The organism is Bacillus sp. V3-13, assembly GCF_002860165.1.
Taxonomy (GTDB): domain Bacteria; phylum Bacillota; class Bacilli; order Bacillales; family Cytobacillaceae; genus Bacillus_BJ.
In genome coordinates, this window is sequence record NZ_PGUZ01000030.1 from 40,348 (window position 1) to 56,533 (window position 16,186).

Annotated in this window: 15 protein-coding genes and 1 tRNA gene; 12 read left to right on the forward strand and 4 right to left on the reverse strand. The window is 39.0% G+C overall.

Annotated elements, in window-relative coordinates; genetic code table 11:
- Nucleotides 1-113: 113 nt before the first annotated feature.
- Nucleotides 114-302 (reverse strand): Spo0E family sporulation regulatory protein-aspartic acid phosphatase, encoded by a 189-nt coding sequence (locus CU633_RS12230; protein WP_374703368.1) that lies wholly within the window; start codon nt 300-302, stop codon nt 114-116.
- 335 nt (nt 303-637) lie between these two features.
- Between CU633_RS12230 and CU633_RS12235 the strand changes: the two genes are divergently transcribed.
- The 3 genes from CU633_RS12235 to CU633_RS12245 all read left to right on the forward strand — a co-directional run bounded on the left by CU633_RS12235 (nt 638) and on the right by CU633_RS12245 (nt 2,623).
- Nucleotides 638-1,345 (forward strand): cytochrome c biogenesis CcdA family protein, encoded by a 708-nt coding sequence (locus CU633_RS12235; RefSeq protein ID WP_101660870.1) that lies wholly within the window; start codon nt 638-640, stop codon nt 1,343-1,345.
- 190 nt (nt 1,346-1,535) lie between these two features.
- The gene (locus tag CU633_RS12240) at nt 1,536-1,895 is read left to right on the forward strand and encodes a response regulator (RefSeq protein ID WP_101660871.1); all 360 of its coding nucleotides are present in this window, start codon (nt 1,536-1,538) and stop codon (nt 1,893-1,895) included.
- Between the two features lie 236 nt (nt 1,896-2,131).
- Complete coding sequence (locus CU633_RS12245) at nt 2,132-2,623, forward strand: CcdC family protein (RefSeq protein ID WP_101660872.1); 492 nt, start codon at nt 2,132-2,134, stop codon at nt 2,621-2,623.
- Between the two features lie 138 nt (nt 2,624-2,761).
- Here the strand turns inward: CU633_RS12245 and CU633_RS12250 are convergent, their stop codons facing one another.
- A complete protein-coding gene (locus tag CU633_RS12250; RefSeq protein WP_101660887.1) occupies nt 2,762-3,190 on the reverse strand; it encodes a DUF2621 domain-containing protein in 429 nt (142 codons plus the stop codon).
- A gap of 262 nt (nt 3,191-3,452) precedes the next feature.
- On the opposite strand from CU633_RS12250, the gene CU633_RS12255 reads away from it, so the two are divergent.
- From CU633_RS12255 to CU633_RS23640, 4 genes are all read left to right on the forward strand, one after another.
- Complete coding sequence (locus CU633_RS12255) at nt 3,453-4,163, forward strand: N-acetylmuramoyl-L-alanine amidase (RefSeq protein WP_101660873.1); 711 nt, start codon at nt 3,453-3,455, stop codon at nt 4,161-4,163.
- 192 nt (nt 4,164-4,355) lie between these two features.
- Nucleotides 4,356-4,449: transfer RNA gene (locus tag CU633_RS22860), tRNA-Sec, on the forward strand.
- A 219-nt stretch (nt 4,450-4,668) separates the two neighbouring features.
- Complete coding sequence (locus CU633_RS12260) at nt 4,669-5,646, forward strand: tyrosine-type recombinase/integrase (protein WP_257958693.1); 978 nt, start codon at nt 4,669-4,671, stop codon at nt 5,644-5,646.
- A gap of 169 nt (nt 5,647-5,815) precedes the next feature.
- The gene (locus tag CU633_RS23640) at nt 5,816-5,929 is read left to right on the forward strand and encodes a hypothetical protein (RefSeq protein ID WP_374703369.1); all 114 of its coding nucleotides are present in this window, start codon (nt 5,816-5,818) and stop codon (nt 5,927-5,929) included.
- Here CU633_RS23640 and CU633_RS12265 read toward each other — a convergent pair.
- Nucleotides 5,877-6,122, reverse strand: coding sequence for a transposase (locus CU633_RS12265; RefSeq protein WP_101660874.1), 246 nt, complete (start codon nt 6,120-6,122; stop codon nt 5,877-5,879). The two genes, CU633_RS23640 and CU633_RS12265, sit on opposite strands and share 53 nt — an antisense overlap.
- Nucleotides 6,123-6,213: 91 nt before the next feature.
- Between CU633_RS12265 and CU633_RS12270 the strand changes: the two genes are divergently transcribed.
- A complete protein-coding gene (locus CU633_RS12270) occupies nt 6,214-6,900 on the forward strand; it encodes a hypothetical protein (RefSeq protein ID WP_101660875.1) in 687 nt (228 codons plus the stop codon).
- Between the two features lie 1,312 nt (nt 6,901-8,212).
- On the opposite strand, the gene CU633_RS12275 is transcribed toward CU633_RS12270, so the two are convergent.
- On the reverse strand, nt 8,213-9,562 hold the full coding sequence (locus CU633_RS12275) for a sigma-54 interaction domain-containing protein (protein WP_101660876.1): 1,350 nt from the start codon (nt 9,560-9,562) through the stop codon (nt 8,213-8,215).
- Between the two features lie 369 nt (nt 9,563-9,931).
- Here CU633_RS12275 and CU633_RS12280 point away from each other — a divergent pair, with 369 nt between their 5' ends.
- The 4 genes from CU633_RS12280 to CU633_RS12295 all read left to right on the forward strand — a co-directional run bounded on the left by CU633_RS12280 (nt 9,932) and on the right by CU633_RS12295 (nt 15,256).
- Complete coding sequence (locus CU633_RS12280) at nt 9,932-11,017, forward strand: aromatic ring-hydroxylating oxygenase subunit alpha (RefSeq protein ID WP_101660877.1); 1,086 nt, start codon at nt 9,932-9,934, stop codon at nt 11,015-11,017.
- Complete coding sequence (locus CU633_RS12285; protein WP_101660878.1) at nt 11,014-12,462, forward strand: aldehyde dehydrogenase family protein; 1,449 nt, start codon at nt 11,014-11,016, stop codon at nt 12,460-12,462. Before CU633_RS12280 ends, CU633_RS12285 begins: the two co-directional genes overlap by 4 nt.
- Nucleotides 12,463-12,464: 2 nt before the next feature.
- Complete coding sequence (locus CU633_RS12290) at nt 12,465-13,556, forward strand: tartrate dehydrogenase (RefSeq protein WP_101660879.1); 1,092 nt, start codon at nt 12,465-12,467, stop codon at nt 13,554-13,556.
- A 152-nt stretch (nt 13,557-13,708) separates the two neighbouring features.
- Nucleotides 13,709-15,256 carry a BCCT family transporter gene (locus CU633_RS12295; RefSeq protein WP_101660880.1) on the forward strand — a complete coding sequence of 516 codons (1,548 nt, stop codon included), beginning with the start codon at nt 13,709-13,711 and terminating at the stop codon, nt 15,254-15,256.
- Nucleotides 15,257-16,186 lie beyond the last annotated feature (930 nt).

Here is a 16,186-nt window from a genome sequence, read left to right on the forward strand (position 1 = left end):
CAGGTACAATAAAAATTCCTGCTCTTTTTTTAGTTTTATTTTTGGGAATAGCTAGAGTGCTTGCGGATTGGCGGAAGAATTTCCATTGTTAATGCAGGGGATGGTTCTAAAACTTAATAGGTCCGCATTTTCTTTATAAAGGAACGGTTATATTCATTAAGAAGATGGTCGAGCTCTTGGCTGTGGCGAATTGCTGCTGTCGAATTTAATCCTGTTTTGCCAGCGATTTGAATGAGTTCAGCACGCTTTTGTTCAATTAGGGAAAGCAAATTTTGTTTCGACACGGCTGATACTCCTTTCATGGAAAATGGAAGAGTTACCTGAGAGATTATGTATAAAGATGAAAGATAATAGCAATAAATGTTTAAACCTTTTAACAGTATAGCGGATTAAGATGATTAATTCAAAAGAAAAACCAGGATATTTCAAGTTATTTAGTTAACAATTTTTACCTCGATAAAAAAGAGACCCTTACTGTCAAAAACCTTTCATTTTTTACTGCTGTTTTCGTTATGAATGTTACAGATATAGTGAAAAAGATAAGGTATTTTCAAAAATTGTTCACATCTTGTCCATTACCATTAAAAGAAAATTTTTGTTAGAATGAATACGAATCGATTGAAACGGAGTTGTGATTATGACCGACGTAAATATTTTTCTGGCCCTTGGTGCAGGGTTTTTAAGTTTCATCTCACCTTGCTGCCTGCCGCTGTACCCGGCCTTTCTCTCATATATAACCGGAATGTCCGTTGGGGACTTGAAGAGTGACAATGCGAAACTTCCAAAGCGGAGCATGCTCCATACATTGTTCTTTTTAATCGGATTTTCCAGTATTTTTATAGCACTGGGGTTTAGCGCCTCACTAATCGGAACTATTTTCAAAGAGTATCAGGATTTAATCCGCCAAATTGGTGCGATTCTAATCGTATTATTTGGCTTGATTATTGTAGGAGTCCTCAAGCCTGAATTTCTTATGAAGGAAAGAAGATTTGAATTTAAAAACCGGCCTCCCGGTTACTTGGGTTCAGCTTTAATCGGTGTTGCATTTGCTGCCGGATGGACCCCATGCACAGGTCCAATTTTAGGCGCTGTCTTTTCACTGTCATCAACGAATCCTTCCTCGTCCATGATTTATATGATTGCGTATATCCTTGGCTTTGCCATTCCATTTTTCGTTTTATCATTTTTCGTCGGGAGGATGCAATGGATTAAGCGAAACAGTGTTAAGATCATGAAAATCGGCGGATATATTATGATCGTTATGGGTGTTGTTCTGTATTTTGACGGGATGACGAAAATTATTGCGATTTTCTCCGGCTTGTTTGGCGGTTTTACCGGTTTTTGATGAAACATGCCCACGTGAAATAACGGTAACAAAGTTCGAAATTTGTCGGATTCTTTCAATTGAAAATTAGGACAGGTTTCGATATATTTGAAGCAGTGTTCATTTGTAACGGACTAATGTATTTTTAATAATTTTACCGAACCATTCAATAGACTTTTCATCCGTTGTGAGTATCAAGGAGGAAGCCGCGTTGGCAAAAATATTAATTGTAGATGATGCAAAATTCATGAGAGTAACATTGTCCCATATTTTAAAAAAAGCAGACCATGAAATCGTCGGAGAGTGTGGAAACGGTAAAGAAGCGGTCAGTTTGTATCGTGCATTCCAACCTGATTTAGTCACAATGGATATAACAATGCCCGAAATGAGCGGACTGGAAGCTGTAAGGGTTATCAAAAATGAATTTCCTGAGGCAAAGGTCATTATGTGTTCATCGATGGGTCAGCAGAAAATCATCGTCGAAGCGATCGAGGCGGGCGCCAAAGACTTTATTCTCAAACCATTTGATGAAGCACGTGTGATGGACGCTGTTAATAGAGTGTTAAGTTGATAGTTATAAATGAATCTTAAAGGCTGGCAGCATCGGAACCGTTCTTCCATTTGCGCCAGCTTTTTTTTAAAGTGCAAAATGGCCGCGGCAGAGTCGTTAGCGCCCGGGGAAATTGATTTTATCCGCAATTCGATGAAAATATCCGCGGACAACCTCCCGGAAAATGCCTTTTAGCCAAGCTCTTTTTAAGTTATAATGATTCAGACAACAATGAAATTTATGTGAGGATGAAGTTTATGAACATGGTCATTGCTTCTTCGATTGGAGCGATTGGCATGGCGATTCTTGTCATGTTCATCCGGATAAAGGCTGCAAGCAAACCGGTCACAGCGAGAAAAATTATTCTGCCGCCGATTTTTATGAGTACTGGCGCCTTGATGTTTTTATTTCCTGTTTTTCGGGTGACCCCTCTGGAAATAATAGAAGCATCAACCGTCGGTATGCTGTTTTCCATCCTTTTAATCAAAACCTCCCGTTTTGAAATTCGGAAAAATAAAATTTATTTACAGCGTTCAAAAGCATTTGTGTTCATTTTAATTGGCTTGCTGATCATCCGGATCATCGGAAAAACGGTGCTGAGCGCGTCGATCGATTATGGTGAACTAAGCGGAATGTTTTGGATTCTTGCATTTGGCATGATCGTGCCGTGGCGAGTGGCGATGTACTTAAGCTACAGAAAGCTGTACAGTGAAATCCATGGGCCGCCAAGACCGGTCCGCTTTCAATAAAAAGGGGCTGCCTAAAACGTCCATATTAAGTAAAATGCACTCAAATTAAAAACCCAAAAATGTTGATTTAACAGCATTCTTGGGTTTTATTTTTTTAAGGCTTCGGCTGAAATACCACTTTTGGGACAGCCCCTTTTATTATTCGAAAAGATGTTTATATGGTGTAATATCAATTTGTTTTTCTGCCAGCTTTTTTCTTAAAAATTTATGGTCACGTTTCGGCGTCGCTAAAATATAGCCGCGAATGACAAGATCTTCGGTAATTTGTTCGGCATGGTCCTTAAGCGCGAGCTCGCCGATCTTTCCAGCGATTTTGTGCCTGGCCACATCCCTGAATAATTCCGGGACCGGGCTTACCAAATCATCAAGGAGCTCCTTCTGGCTGTCATTCCAGAGCTGCCTCGTTTTATTCACATAATGCTCTTCCCAATCCATATCCGATTTGCCATCTTCCTTCGGGAGCCTCTTCAGGAATTTGCGAAACATAAAAAATCCGCCAATGGCAAAAGAACCTATCAAAATAAAAATCCAAAATAGAATAAACCATAAAAACCAGCCTTCAAGCATAATCCTCACCTGCAAATCCAGTTTAAGCAGTTGCCCGCTCACGCTTTCCATCCTATTATAATGTTTTCAAAGTCAGATCGACAAGCCGAAAATTTCCCGTGATCAATGACCAGCACTTTGATAGTACGGGAAGTCATGGAAAGAATGCTTCTCTCTTAGCTATGTCGGTGGTTTCAAAATCTCTTATTATGTTTGAAAGCCATTAAAACAACCCATATTTAAAACTTATTCATATATAAAAAGTAAAGAAGGGATGATAGACATGGTTAAATTTTTTATTGACCCGGGGCATGGGGGAAGGGATTCTGGTGCAATCGGTAACGGCATCGAGGAGAAACAGATTAATTTACAAATTGCTTTAAAAGTCAGGGATATTCTTATGGCTGAATACGAAAATACAGAGATCAAAATGAGCCGGACCAGCAACCAAACCGTGAGCCTTGCAGAACGAACAGCTTTGGCGAACGGCTGGGGAGCCAATTATCTGCTTTCGATTCATGTGAATTCCGGCGGTGGAACAGGATATGAAGATTATATCTATTCTGGAACAGGAGCACCGACAACCAGCTATCAAAATATCGTTCATGAAGAAGCAGTAAAAATTACGGGCTTCCGTGACCGCGGCAAAAAACAAGCCAACTTTCATATGCTTCGAGAAACGGCAATGCCTGCGCTGCTGACAGAGAACGGCTTTATCGACAACCAGGCAGATGCGGCCAGCCTAAAGCAAGCTTCATTTATTGAAAGAATCGCCCGGGGACATGTGAATGGACTTGCCCGCGCTTTCAACTTGCCGCAGAAAAAGGATGGATCAGTTACGACTTTCGAACCAATGATGTATACGGTAAAAGCCGGGGATACACTGAGTGAACTTGCTGTGAGGTTTGGTACATCGGTGGGAGAGTTGGTGCGGTTGAATAATATTAAGGATCCGGACTTGATTCGGGCGGGGGAGAGGATTCGGGTTAGATGAAGACAGTTTTTAATTGATTAGGGAGAACAATCATTTAGACGATTTGTTCTCCTGATTTTTTAAAAACATAATACATGGTTTAAAGCCAAAGATTTTAATTTAAGGACATTAAAATTGTCCGTTTTCTGGTCAAACCTCTTTCCTGCTTGATAGACTAATTATTAACATGTATAATTGGAATGCTCAATATACGGGGCTGAATGGGGTACTGGTGTCCCCCACGGTCTTCAAAACCGCTTGTGACCTGCGTGCCAGGTCAGGTGGGTTCGATTCCCACGCAGTCCCGCAAAAAAACCTTTAACGGCAAGGGTTACGCTGTTTTACCGTTGTTTTAAGGACGGTAATTTTAAACGTAATACCATAACGTATTTTACCCGTTTTGAGGGTAAACCGTTGGCAACCGTTAATGGTAAACCGTTGGTGAACTACATAGTATTTAACGCATTTATAGCCTGCTATTAACGTGATGTACGCAAATCTATTACGTTATAGGAGGCTTTTTATTATGGCAGGAATACGCAAGTTTAAACGGGAAGGCAAGTTAAAGCAGAGCGAAAAGCGTACCGCAGTTACTAATGCCGTTGGTAAGCTGACATTAAAGGAAATGCACCGTAACTTTATGCGGTATAAAAGGGCAGAAGGGTTAGCTCCCCGAACTTTACACGATTACGAAGTAACGTTTGGCTACCTGTTAGATTTTATCGGCGGTGACTTGCATAAGAACGAAATAACCGCAGAAGTATTTATTGCGTATAAGGATTATATGCTAAACGATAAGGGCTACTCACCACATACGGTAAACGTAAGGGTACGCGCACTACACGCCTTTTTAAAATACTGCTACGAAGAAGGGTATATATTAGAGCCGTTGCATAACAAAGTAAAAACGGTCAAAGCACCGATAGATAACGTGGATGCACTAACGCCACAAGAAGTTAAGGCATTGTTATCCGTTATAGACGAGGATTGGTTTACCCAGTACCGTGATAAGGTGATTATTATAACGCTACTTGATACCATGACAAGGGTAGGCGAATTGTTTGCGGTTAAGAGGGATAACGTTGATTTAAACGGCGGTACGATTTATTTAGAGGGTACAACAGTAAAAACACGGCAAGGGCGTACAGTACCGATAAGCTACCGTACTTGTAAGTTATTAGCGGAGTATATGCAGGAAACAGCCGATTTTAATAGCGAGTATCTATTTGTTACGTATGATGGGCGGAAGTTAAATGAAGCTACATTTAGGCATAGCCTGCGTGATTACGGAAAGAAAGCAGGGTTAAAAGGTAACATACATCCGCATAAACTACGGCATACAGGGGCGTTATTGTACGTTATGGCAGGCGGTGATCCATTTAGTTTGCAAAAGATATTAGGGCATAACGATATTAGCATGACACGGCGTTATATACAGATGGCTAACGCAAATGTTAAAGATAAGCATGAGCGGTTTAGCCCGTTAAATAACATAAAGTTTTAAACGTACTAGCCTGCCATTTGCGGTGGGCTTTTTCTTTATCCTCTTATATTTACTTATCTAACTATCATTGGATAAAATAAACATATAGAGATTAGGGGGGATAGTTTTGCAATCTTTTTCGCAAAGAATGGGGTATAAACCTATTAAAACTATTATACAAACAGAATCGATGGATAATACGTTAAGAACAGGAATATGGAATGTTATTTATATAAACTTTTTGGAAACTCTTAAAAAAGGTGGGAGTAGAGGTTTTGAATCTGGTCTTCATAATCAGAGATGAGTTGATCCTGTTTTTTGTTCTCTTTCGTAAACAGTTGCGGCATTTGTTCTAAAGCTGCATTTTTCCATTGCCTCAATTGGTTTGCATGGATCACATGTTGGGAAGCGAGTTCGCTTAAGGACTTCTCTTCCTTCAATATTTCTAGCACGATTTGAGATTTAAACTCTGGAGTATATCGATTTCTTTTTGTCATAAACCTACTTTAACATCTCCTCATTTCGTGTCTAGTTTTATGGGTCCATTATAAAGAAAAGGTAGTTCAAGAGGCTTTTAATATTAAACCTTTGCAAGAAGAAGTTGAAAATTCTCCTAAGAATTTAATCATTACCGAAGGTAAAACTGATTGGAAACATTTAAAGCAAGCATTAAATAAGTTAAACCTGCAAGATATTTTAGGGGAAATAGAGTTTTTAGAATTTGAAGAGGATATCGAAATGGGGAGCAGTAACTTATTTAATCTTTGTACTTCACTGTCAAAATTAAATCAAAACAAAAAGATAATTGCAATTTTTGATCGAGATGAACCGGCTTTCATTAGAAAAGTATCAGGAGGAGATGGTGTCAGCTTTAGATCATGGGGAAATAATGTTTATTCATTTACTCTTCCAGTTCCTTCTCACAGAGAAGCTACCCCTCACATTTCCATTGAACATTATTATAAAGATGAAGAGATAAAGTTAGAAGATGAGAATGGGAGAAGGTTATATATAGGGAATGAATTTTCTTTGACATATGGTTTGCATATTTTTGAAGAAAAAATTTGTAAAAATAAAAATAAGTGTGGAGAAAACTCTATTCAAATTATAGATAATGGTGTTTGTCGTATCAGTGATGAAAGTATTAATATTGCCCTTACTAAAAGTAGATTTGCCAATTATATTCTCACTGAAAGACCGCCATTTGATAATATTGATTTTCAAAGTTTTTTGTTGGTTTATGAAGTGGTTAGAGAAATATTAAATGCAGAATAAAATGGTTTTCATCATGGTTGAAAGGGGAACCAAAGTGGTCCATAAATTTTAATGATGATTATTACAGGGGACCAATGGAAACCAATAGAGTCTATGGAGGCTTATAAGTTACTATTCTTGTTGACCAATTATTGCCGAAATACACATTAACTAACTATACAGATAAAATCAAGTATATAATTTACAAAAGCTAAATTAACAAGGGTTTAGTTTACCTTACAAACATACAACTAACCTGCGATTCTAACTTGAAAGGGTAGAGATCACTTTTTATCCCATCATTCGCAGTATTAAAGGCTATCATTTCGGATAGCCTTTTTCTTAAAAGTAGTCTATCACTAGAAGCAAATGAGCGATAAAAGCTCATATGACTGGCAAATAAAACGGTATTGTGGTGCCATGCTTGGTGCCCAAGTTTTTAAAATTAGAAACCATAAAAAAATATTAGAAATCAACAAACCTTGATTTAACAGTATTGCAGGGTACATCAAGGTACTAGAAAAACAGATGCTAGCAAAGTTCAAAACCGCTTGTGACCTGCGTGCCAGGTCAGGTGGTTCGGTTCCCACACAGTCCCGCCAACTCAACCCATCTGTTTAGTACATAGACCGACGCGCAACCGGTCTTTTTTTTATTTGGTGATACCCAAATGGTGCTATTGCAATCAAGGTGCCTAAACCTTAATCAAGTAACCCATTTAAATGTCACCAGCTATTGCTCCTATTTTAACAGTATATATCAAGCCGATGCCATCTAGCTTCAATTCTGTGAGGTGATTTGTGTAATAGCATAGGGGAAACAAAGGAGAATTAAAACACGCTCCTAAACCTTAATTTTACCAGGGTAGGAGTGCGTCTTCTTTACAGCGTTTTTGGAAAGAGAGGAAACAAAGTAGCATTTAGACATCACTAAAAAAGCCAACTTTTATTGGGCTGACTATAAACAAACTTTTATAAATTGTTCTCCCAATGGAGAAAGTTGTATTTTACCTTTTTGAATCCAAGGCTCCATATCTTGAAATTCTGTAGATTTATTGGCTTCTTTAGCCTTCATCTTGTAAAGGTGATTTATGGAAAATTTGGCTGTCATAAGAAATTTCTACTAATCCTAGTCTTTGAATGTTCATAAGAGTGGTGGCAATGCCAAAGCGAGACCGCATTTCTATAGAGAGCAAATGATTCAAGTAGTAATTAATCTTCAAACTTCATTTGAGATATTAGTAAGAAATACACATAAGCTTGTATTAATTAATAATAATACTACACAAGATCAACTGGAGAAAGCCTCTTGCAGCAACCTCCTTACAATTGAGCTATTCCACTAAATTCCCACAATACTGGTTAATAAGTTTCACAGCCCTAGTTTGGGTTATGTTTAAATCCTTTGCTACTTTTCTAGAACTCTTATATTTTTTATAAGATTGTACAACCAAAGTTTCCTTCACATATTCAAGCGCATCATCCAGCCTCGGGGGGAGAGCCATTTTTGCTCGCGGCCGGATGTTATTCGTGATTAGCTCAGGGAGATCATTTCTTTGGATGATCGAGTCGCTGGTGACAACCAGCCTTTCCATGACATTTTCAAGCTGACGAATGTTCCCTGGCCATGAATACGAATAGAAAATATCCAAACATTCATGGGAGATGATCTTACTCATTTCATATTTCTTATTAAATTTGTACAAAAAGTTATATGTCAGTGGAATGATATCTTCCCTGCGTTCCCTTAATGGTGGGAGGTGAAGATCAATAATATTCAGGCGGTAAAATAAATCTTCACGAAACAGTTTTTTTTCCACCATATCGAGTAAATCGCGGTTTGTGGCTGCAATAATACGCACATCCACTTTCTTTATCTGATTTTTTCCAATCGGTATAAATTGTTTTTCCTGTATGACCTGCAGCAATTTTGCCTGCAAGGATAATGGCATTTCCCCAATTTCATCAAGAAATATTGTGCCTTGGTCCGCTATCTCCAGTAGCCCTTTTTTCCCGAATTTGTTTGCACCTGTAAACGCCCCTTCGGCATATCCAAAAAGTTCAGATTCCAACAGGTCCTCAGGAAGGGCAGCACAATTGATTTTTAAAAAGGTTTTATTTTTCCGTCTGCTGATTTCATGAATGTATTGTGCCAACACTCCTTTGCCTGTTCCTGATTCTCCCTGAATTAATACAGTTGAATCTACTTCGGCAAGCTTTTCACAAACCTTCAAGATATCTTTCATCTTTTTACTATTGGTAATAGGGCTTGCGATCTCATTGTCGGCCGGATTATTTTCCCGCTCTTTTTTTATTCTTGTGAAAGTCTGCATCTCCTGTGATGTGATTACCACAAGTTCAATTTCATTATTCGCATTTAGAATTGGAACAGCAGTGGTGATTAGTTCCGCACCAATATAGGTTGTTTGTTTCATACTTACCAGTTTTTTCTGTTCAAAAACCAACGGCACAATCGATGGCTTCCAATATCCTTTTTCGAATAATTCTGAATTATTTTTCCCCACAACCTCTTCAGGCTTTAGACCATAATGCTTTTCACATACACTATTCACAAAAATTATCCGCTGATTCTTATCAAGTACAAAAATTTCATCAGAAGAATGATCCAGTATTCTTCTAAGTGTTTCGCCTGTGATATCTGGTATTTGCACTTGTTCCAACATACAACTCTTCTCCTTTTTAATTGAGTTGTTTTTAATTCGAGTGAGTTAAAAATAACTCAATTTTTCAAGTGGATTTGAACAAAAAGTGACATTTTTAAAGTAAACGACGGTATTTTGTAGGTTGGCACGATACCTGCATTAGATATATATGAACAAAGTTAAGAGATGGATATCTCTTAATTTAATTAAACTAAATATTCTGCCTATAGTAAACGTTTTACACTATTTTAATAGTGCAAAAAAGTAAATCTATGAGTGAAGTGGTTTTAACTCAGCTTTGGGCAGGAAGAGATATTTAGTTTAATCCCAAATCAATGAGGAATGGATGGAATTTAACAAATTAAAGGGAAAGAAGGAGAGGAATTTAGCATGGCGACTTATAATCCAGTTATCAACAACTCTAGCAAAACATTTGAAAGAACTTTAACGTATGATCTTTATACGGATCCAAAGGTATATCAGCAGGAACTAAATGATGTATTTGCAAAATCATGGCAGTTAGTCGGCCATGTCAGCCAGGTTGAAAAAGTTGGTCAATTTTTCACAACTGAGGTTGCGGGTGAACCCATTATTGTCACCCGTGGTAAAGATGAAGTAATTCGCGCATTTTACAATGTATGTCCACACCGCGCAACAAAACTTGAAAAAGAAGAAGCCGGTACGAAGAAAATCTTTGCCTGCAGTTACCATGGCTGGACATTCCATTTAGACGGCCAATTGAATAAGGCTCCAAACTTTTCCGGTGAGGATGCACATTGTGTTAGTGACCGCTGCTTACGCCAGGTAAGAATGGAAATTGGGGAGGGAATAATTTTCGTTAATCTTGATGACCATGCTGCGCCTTTAGCTGCAACATATGGTGATTTCTTTGACCGTTTAGCGAAGTTCCCATTCTTGGGAGAGCTTAAGAGAATTAACCAACAGACACGTGTGATTAAGTCAAACTGGAAGGCATTTATTGACAACTATTTAGAGTGTGACCACTGTCACGTGGCACATCCGAGCTTTATCGCAACGTTAGATATGAAAAACTATCAAATTGTTACTTGCCAAAACTATTCTGTCCAGGCTTCTGTTGTAAAACCTGATAAGAAAATGGGTACAACGAATTTAAATGAAGTGGAATTTCAGGGTGGCGAGTTCTACTGGTTATGGCCAAACCTGATGGTTACAATTTATCCTGGACCAGCAAATATGGCTACAATTCAAATGATACCAATTGACCATGAAACAACGTTAGGTGTTTATACCTACTATTTCAGGGATGAAAACTTATCCCAAGAAGAGCAAGACTTAGTAACGTTTGCAGAACAAGTACGCCAAGAAGATGTTGAGTTGGTTGAATTAGAGCAAATCGGTTTCCGTTCACGTGCATTCAACCAAGGGATTTACTCTTCATCTGAAAAGGCAATTGTTCAATTCCACGAAATGGTATTGGAGGCGTTGGGTAGATGATTAAAGCAGCAAAAACAGAAAAAAAACATCTATTTATTAATGGTGGAGAGGTAGAGGCGGCTGAATATGCCCCTCTTTACTCCCCGTACTCCGGAGAAGAAATCGCTCAAATTGCAATGGCGGACGAAAAGCTGGTAAAGGAAGCAATCAAAGCCGCTGAGGCGGGTTTTCAAGTTATTTCGAAAATGCCGGCTTACAAGCGGGCAGCAATTTTAGAAAACGTAGTGAAATTGCTAGAGGAAAGATTGGATCAGGCTGCCGAAGTGATTTCAAGGGAATCTGCCAAGCCGATTACGTTTGCAAAAGGCGAGGTTTCAAGAACGATTGAAACGTATAAATTTGCGGCAGAAGAAGCGAAAAGAATACATGGGGAGACCATTCCTTTTGATGCTTCCCCAGGTGGTGTTGGTAGAATCGGTTATACAACCCGTAAGCCAATTGGCGTAATCGGAGCGATTACTCCGTTTAACTTCCCTATGAATCTTGTAGCACATAAGGTGGGTCCAGCGATTGCTTCCGGCAATTCAATCGTTTTAAAACCGGCATCGCAAACTCCATTATCCGCGCTTTTTATTGCCGAATTGTTTAAGGAAGCAGGTTTGGCGGATGGAGTATTAAATGTTGTGACTGGTTCTGGATCTGTGGTCGGAGAAGCAATTATTAGAGATGACAGTGTTGCAATGATTACTTTTACCGGCAGCCCGGCGGTAGGGATCTCGATTCGTAACAAAGCCGGTTTAAAGAGAACGACATTGGAACTTGGTTCTAACGCGGCTGTTATCTTAGATAAAGACACGAACGTTGATAAAGTCGTGGATCGTCATATTACAGGGGCCTTCTCGAATCAGGGCCAGGTCTGCATTTCATTACAGCGTATTTATGCCCATAAAGAGGTATTTGATGAATTTATAGAAAAATTTGCCGCTAAAGCCAAGCAGTTAAAAATCGGTGACCCTCTAAATCCTGACACTTATATTTCTGCTTTAATCTCCAAAAAAGAAACAGAACGCGCATTAGGTTGGATTAAAGAGGCAAAACAAAACGGTGCTGAAATTTTAGCCGGAGGAAATTTAACAGCGGATGGTGTGGTGGAGCCAACGATTCTTACAAACGTGGATCCGAAATTGAGTGTTTCTTGCCAGGAAGTGTTTGCACCGGTCGTTATTGTTAATAGGGTATGTTCCGTTGAAGAGGCGATCGGCTACGTTAATGATTCCAGATACGGCCTTCAGGCAGGAATTTATACAGGAAATGTGAACAATGCACTGCTGGCAAGTGAAACACTGGAAGTAGGGGCTGTCATGATTAATGACATTCCAACATTCCGTGTTGACCACATGCCTTACGGGGGAGTAAAGGAAAGTGGTGTTGGCCGCGAAGGTATTAAATATGCAGTGGAAGAAATGACAGAATTAAAATTAGTTGTATGGAATCGAGGCGAATAATGATGAGCACCTATAAAATTGCTGTTATTGCCGGAGATGGAATCGGCCCTGAGGTGCTACAGGAAGGAATCAAAGTTTTAGATAAAATTGCTGAACTGGATGGTGCCCTTCAATTTGAATACACCTACTTTCCATGGGGCTGTGAGTATTATAGCCAGCACGGGGTCATGATGGATGAGGACGGAATTGAGAAATTAAAAGAGTTTGATGCCATTTATTTAGGTGCGGTCGGATTTCCGGGGGTCCCGGACCATATTTCGTTATGGAATCTCCTGTTAAAAATCAGAAAGAGCTTTGATCAATATATCAATATCCGCCCTATTAAACTAATAAAAGGTGCTCAATGCCCATTAAAAGACGTAAATTATGAAGATGTGGACATGCTGTTTATCCGTGAAAACAGTGAAGGCGAATATTCGGGTGCCGGAGAGTGGTTATTCAAAGGCAAAGAAAATGAAGTTGTGCTCCAGACGGGAGTATTTTCCCGAAAAGGCACGGAGCGAGTGATCCGCTATGCTTTTGAAACAGCACGAAAAGAAGGGAAATCCCTTACTAGTATAAGTAAGAGCAATGCCTTAAACTATTCAATGGTGTTTTGGGACCAAGTGTTTGAGGAGGTAGCGAAAGACTTTCCAGATGTCAAAACCTCATCGTACCTTGTTGATGCGGCGGCGATGCTGATGATTACCGACCCAAAACGATTTGAAGTCGTGGTGACATCGAACTTATTTGGAGATATTTTAACAGACTTAGGTGCATCGTTAGCTGGAGGAATTGGACTGGCTGCCGGTGCCAACATTAATCCTGAAAGAACGTACCCATCGATGTTTGAACCAATTCATGGGTCAGCACCGGATATTGCCGGTAAAGGGCTGGCAAATCCGTTGGCTGCGATTTGGTCGGCGAGCCAACTACTCGACTTTTTTGGATACGAACACTATGGAAAAATTGTCCTTGATGCGGTAGAGGAACTGATTATAGAAGGGAAAGTTTTAACTCCTGATATGAAGGGGGCAGCTTCTACATCTGAAGTTGGCGACCAGTTGGTAAGTATTGTAAGCTCATTACAATTAGCTAAAGTGGTAGAATATTAACAATGTGGCAGAATATGGGGTTGTAGTCTTCATATGTTGCTAGCTCAAATTTTCGGAACACTTAGTATATTTTGTAAATTACATTTTTTATTTTAAAAACGTTTACAGGTTAAGGGCTCTACACCAAAAGAAATAGATAAGGGGATGGTTGGATGAATAGCAAGAAGGCCGTTTTTCGTATTTCTTTAGTTCTCAGCCTATTGTTAATCAGCATAGGCATTTTTGCTCCAAAGCAATTGGAGAGATTCTCAAATTCATCTTTAAATTTTATTTATAATAATTTAGGCTGGTTTATTCTTGGAAGTACCTTCCTTTTCTTTGCTTTCTGTATGTATATCGGAATCTCGAAATTTGGTCGTGTTCGTTTAGGGGATGACGATGATCGCCCTGAATATAAAACAGCTACCTGGATTGCGATGCTTTTTAGTGCATCTATTGGGATCAGCCTTGTTTTCTGGGGGGTAGCAGAACCAGTTTCCTACTATATTGACCCTCCGTTTGGTAAAGCTAATTCCGAGGAGTCTGCAAAGCTTGCAATGCAAGTTGTCTATCTGCACTGGGGAGTTTCAGCATGGGCATGTTACGCGGTTGTAGGTGTTTCGTTAGCATTCTTCCAATTTAGAAAAAAACTTCCATCATCTTTAAGCTCTGTTTTTTACCCATTAGTCGGTGACAAAATTTACGGTGCTTTTGGTAAATTTATTAATATTATTGTCATTCTATCGATTGTTATTGGAATTGCAACCTCCTTAGGATTTGGAACACTTCAAGTGAACAGTGGAATGAATTATCTTTGGGGGATTCCAGTAAGTTTTTTCGCCCAGGTTATTATCATTGCTATTACAACCGTTCTATATCTTGCATCTTCCGTTTCCGGACTACAAGCTGGTATCAAACACTTATCTAATCTTAATATGCTTTTAGCCTTTCTTTTATTAGGATTTATGTTGATTCTTGGACCAACACAATCTATTTTTAAAATCTTTTTTCAAGGCATTGGCGATTATGCCCAAAATTTTATAAGCATGTCATTCCGTCTGGAGCCGTATAGTGCCGAGAAGGGTAAATGGATTGGAAGCTGGACATTATTCTATTTTGGCTGGTGGATTGCCTGGGCACCGCTTGTAGGAAGCTTTGTTGCAAGGATTTCAAAAGGAAGAACCATCAAAGAATTTATGATGGGGGCTGTCTTTATCCCTGTTGTTGGCGGGTTTTTGTGGTTTGCTGTGATGGGAGGTTCGGCGCTTGATCTTATCCAAAATCAGGGCAAAACAGCCATTGCAGAAGCTGTCTCCTCTGATGTGACATCTGCTTTATTCAAGTTTTTCGAGTATTTTCCGATGAGTACGTTTTTAAGTGTTTTGGCCATGGTGCTTGTCGTTATCTTCTTCATTACTTCTGCGGATTCTGCCATTTTTGTGCTAGGTATGATTAGTGAAAACGGAAATCCAAATCCTGCTGCTTTTACTAAGATCATTTGGGGTGTTGTAATTGCGGCGGTATCTTCTGTTCTGATTACGACAGGGGGCTTACAAGGATTGCAGTCAGCTCTTGTTGCAACCTCCATCCCACTTGCTATTTTAATGTTGTTTATGTGTTACTCCACTTTTAAAGGTCTTAAAGATGAATTGATCCAAACATCCGATAAAGAAAGCAAACAAGTACAAACTATAATACCCCCAGAAAAAAAAGCACAGTAAGGTATTAAGGGGGGGTTCTCCTCACCCCTCCTTATTCAAGATTTTTTTGGAAAAATTAAAAAAGACGAAGGTGTTAAGTGCGAAAAAAAGAAGGTGGGATTTGCAACAAAAGAGGAATTTAGAGCAAACTTGGACCATAAGCAAACACTGAAAGAACTAATATAAGTTATAAATAAATGCAATATAGTAAAGACAATTTATAATATGGGGATTAATCAGGTTTATTCTACAAATTCATTTAATACAACGTATACTATTTGGAACTATGGAAACCAAAGGTTTCATCAAAGGCACCAGAAAAGGTATAGTCGAAATATCGACAACGATTCCTTTTCAGCAGGTGGCCTTATTTTTATGGAATAGAAAAGTAAGAGAGTAACAAGTTGATAAAGGGAATTATTAAAGTGAACAAGGATGCTACATCTCTTAAGTATAGGCTTCTACAATCAGCAGTCCAGTCAGGTTGAGTGTGGAAAATCGGAATGGTTAAGCCCAAAATATCACCGGTTCAATCTAATAAATTGGAGTAAACCAATGATAAATGGCACCACATTGTCCACGACCAAATAAAAAAAGACCGATTACACTCGGTCTCCTGCTTTAACTATTTGTGCCTTTGTAAACTTTGCTGGCCTACCAATGTGAAAGTCCTCCCGTCGTTTTGCTATCGCTCTCTCTTCCAGCGTGCGCTCAACTATAAGATTACGCTCGAACTCAACGAAGCCTCTCATAAGTCCACTCCAAAATTCAAGTAACAACGGACACCTATTCTCCCTGACAGATTCAATTAAAGGTATTGCCGGAAATCATTTATATGGCTTGCTTCCTGAAATGTATCATCCCTTTTTAAAGAAATTCTATTATGCTCTACCATGAAAATAAACTTCTGTAACTCAGAGAAAAAGGCAATACTAAAGAAGACGCAGCTCA

What these genes read in the sequence shown, in the direction of transcription:
- CU633_RS12230 (WP_374703368.1), bottom strand. Translation starts at nt 302, where the DNA reads ATGAAAGGAGTATCAGCCGTGTCGAAACAAAATTTGCTTTCCCTAATT.
- CU633_RS12235 (WP_101660870.1), top strand. Translation starts at nt 638, where the DNA reads ATGACCGACGTAAATATTTTTCTGGCCCTTGGTGCAGGGTTTTTAAGT.
- CU633_RS12245 (WP_101660872.1), top strand. Translation starts at nt 2,132, where the DNA reads ATGAACATGGTCATTGCTTCTTCGATTGGAGCGATTGGCATGGCGATT.
- CU633_RS12250 (WP_101660887.1), bottom strand. Translation starts at nt 3,190, where the DNA reads ATGCTTGAAGGCTGGTTTTTATGGTTTATTCTATTTTGGATTTTTATT.
- CU633_RS12255 (WP_101660873.1), top strand. Translation starts at nt 3,453, where the DNA reads ATGGTTAAATTTTTTATTGACCCGGGGCATGGGGGAAGGGATTCTGGT.
- CU633_RS12260 (WP_257958693.1), top strand. Translation starts at nt 4,669, where the DNA reads ATGGCAGGAATACGCAAGTTTAAACGGGAAGGCAAGTTAAAGCAGAGC.
- CU633_RS23640 (WP_374703369.1), top strand. Translation starts at nt 5,816, where the DNA reads ATGGATAATACGTTAAGAACAGGAATATGGAATGTTATTTATATAAAC.
- CU633_RS12265 (WP_101660874.1), bottom strand. Translation starts at nt 6,122, where the DNA reads ATGACAAAAAGAAATCGATATACTCCAGAGTTTAAATCTCAAATCGTG.
- CU633_RS12275 (WP_101660876.1), bottom strand. Translation starts at nt 9,562, where the DNA reads ATGTTGGAACAAGTGCAAATACCAGATATCACAGGCGAAACACTTAGA.
- CU633_RS12280 (WP_101660877.1), top strand. Translation starts at nt 9,932, where the DNA reads ATGGCGACTTATAATCCAGTTATCAACAACTCTAGCAAAACATTTGAA.
- CU633_RS12285 (WP_101660878.1), top strand. Translation starts at nt 11,014, where the DNA reads ATGATTAAAGCAGCAAAAACAGAAAAAAAACATCTATTTATTAATGGT.
- CU633_RS12290 (WP_101660879.1), top strand. Translation starts at nt 12,465, where the DNA reads ATGAGCACCTATAAAATTGCTGTTATTGCCGGAGATGGAATCGGCCCT.
- CU633_RS12295 (WP_101660880.1), top strand. Translation starts at nt 13,709, where the DNA reads ATGAATAGCAAGAAGGCCGTTTTTCGTATTTCTTTAGTTCTCAGCCTA.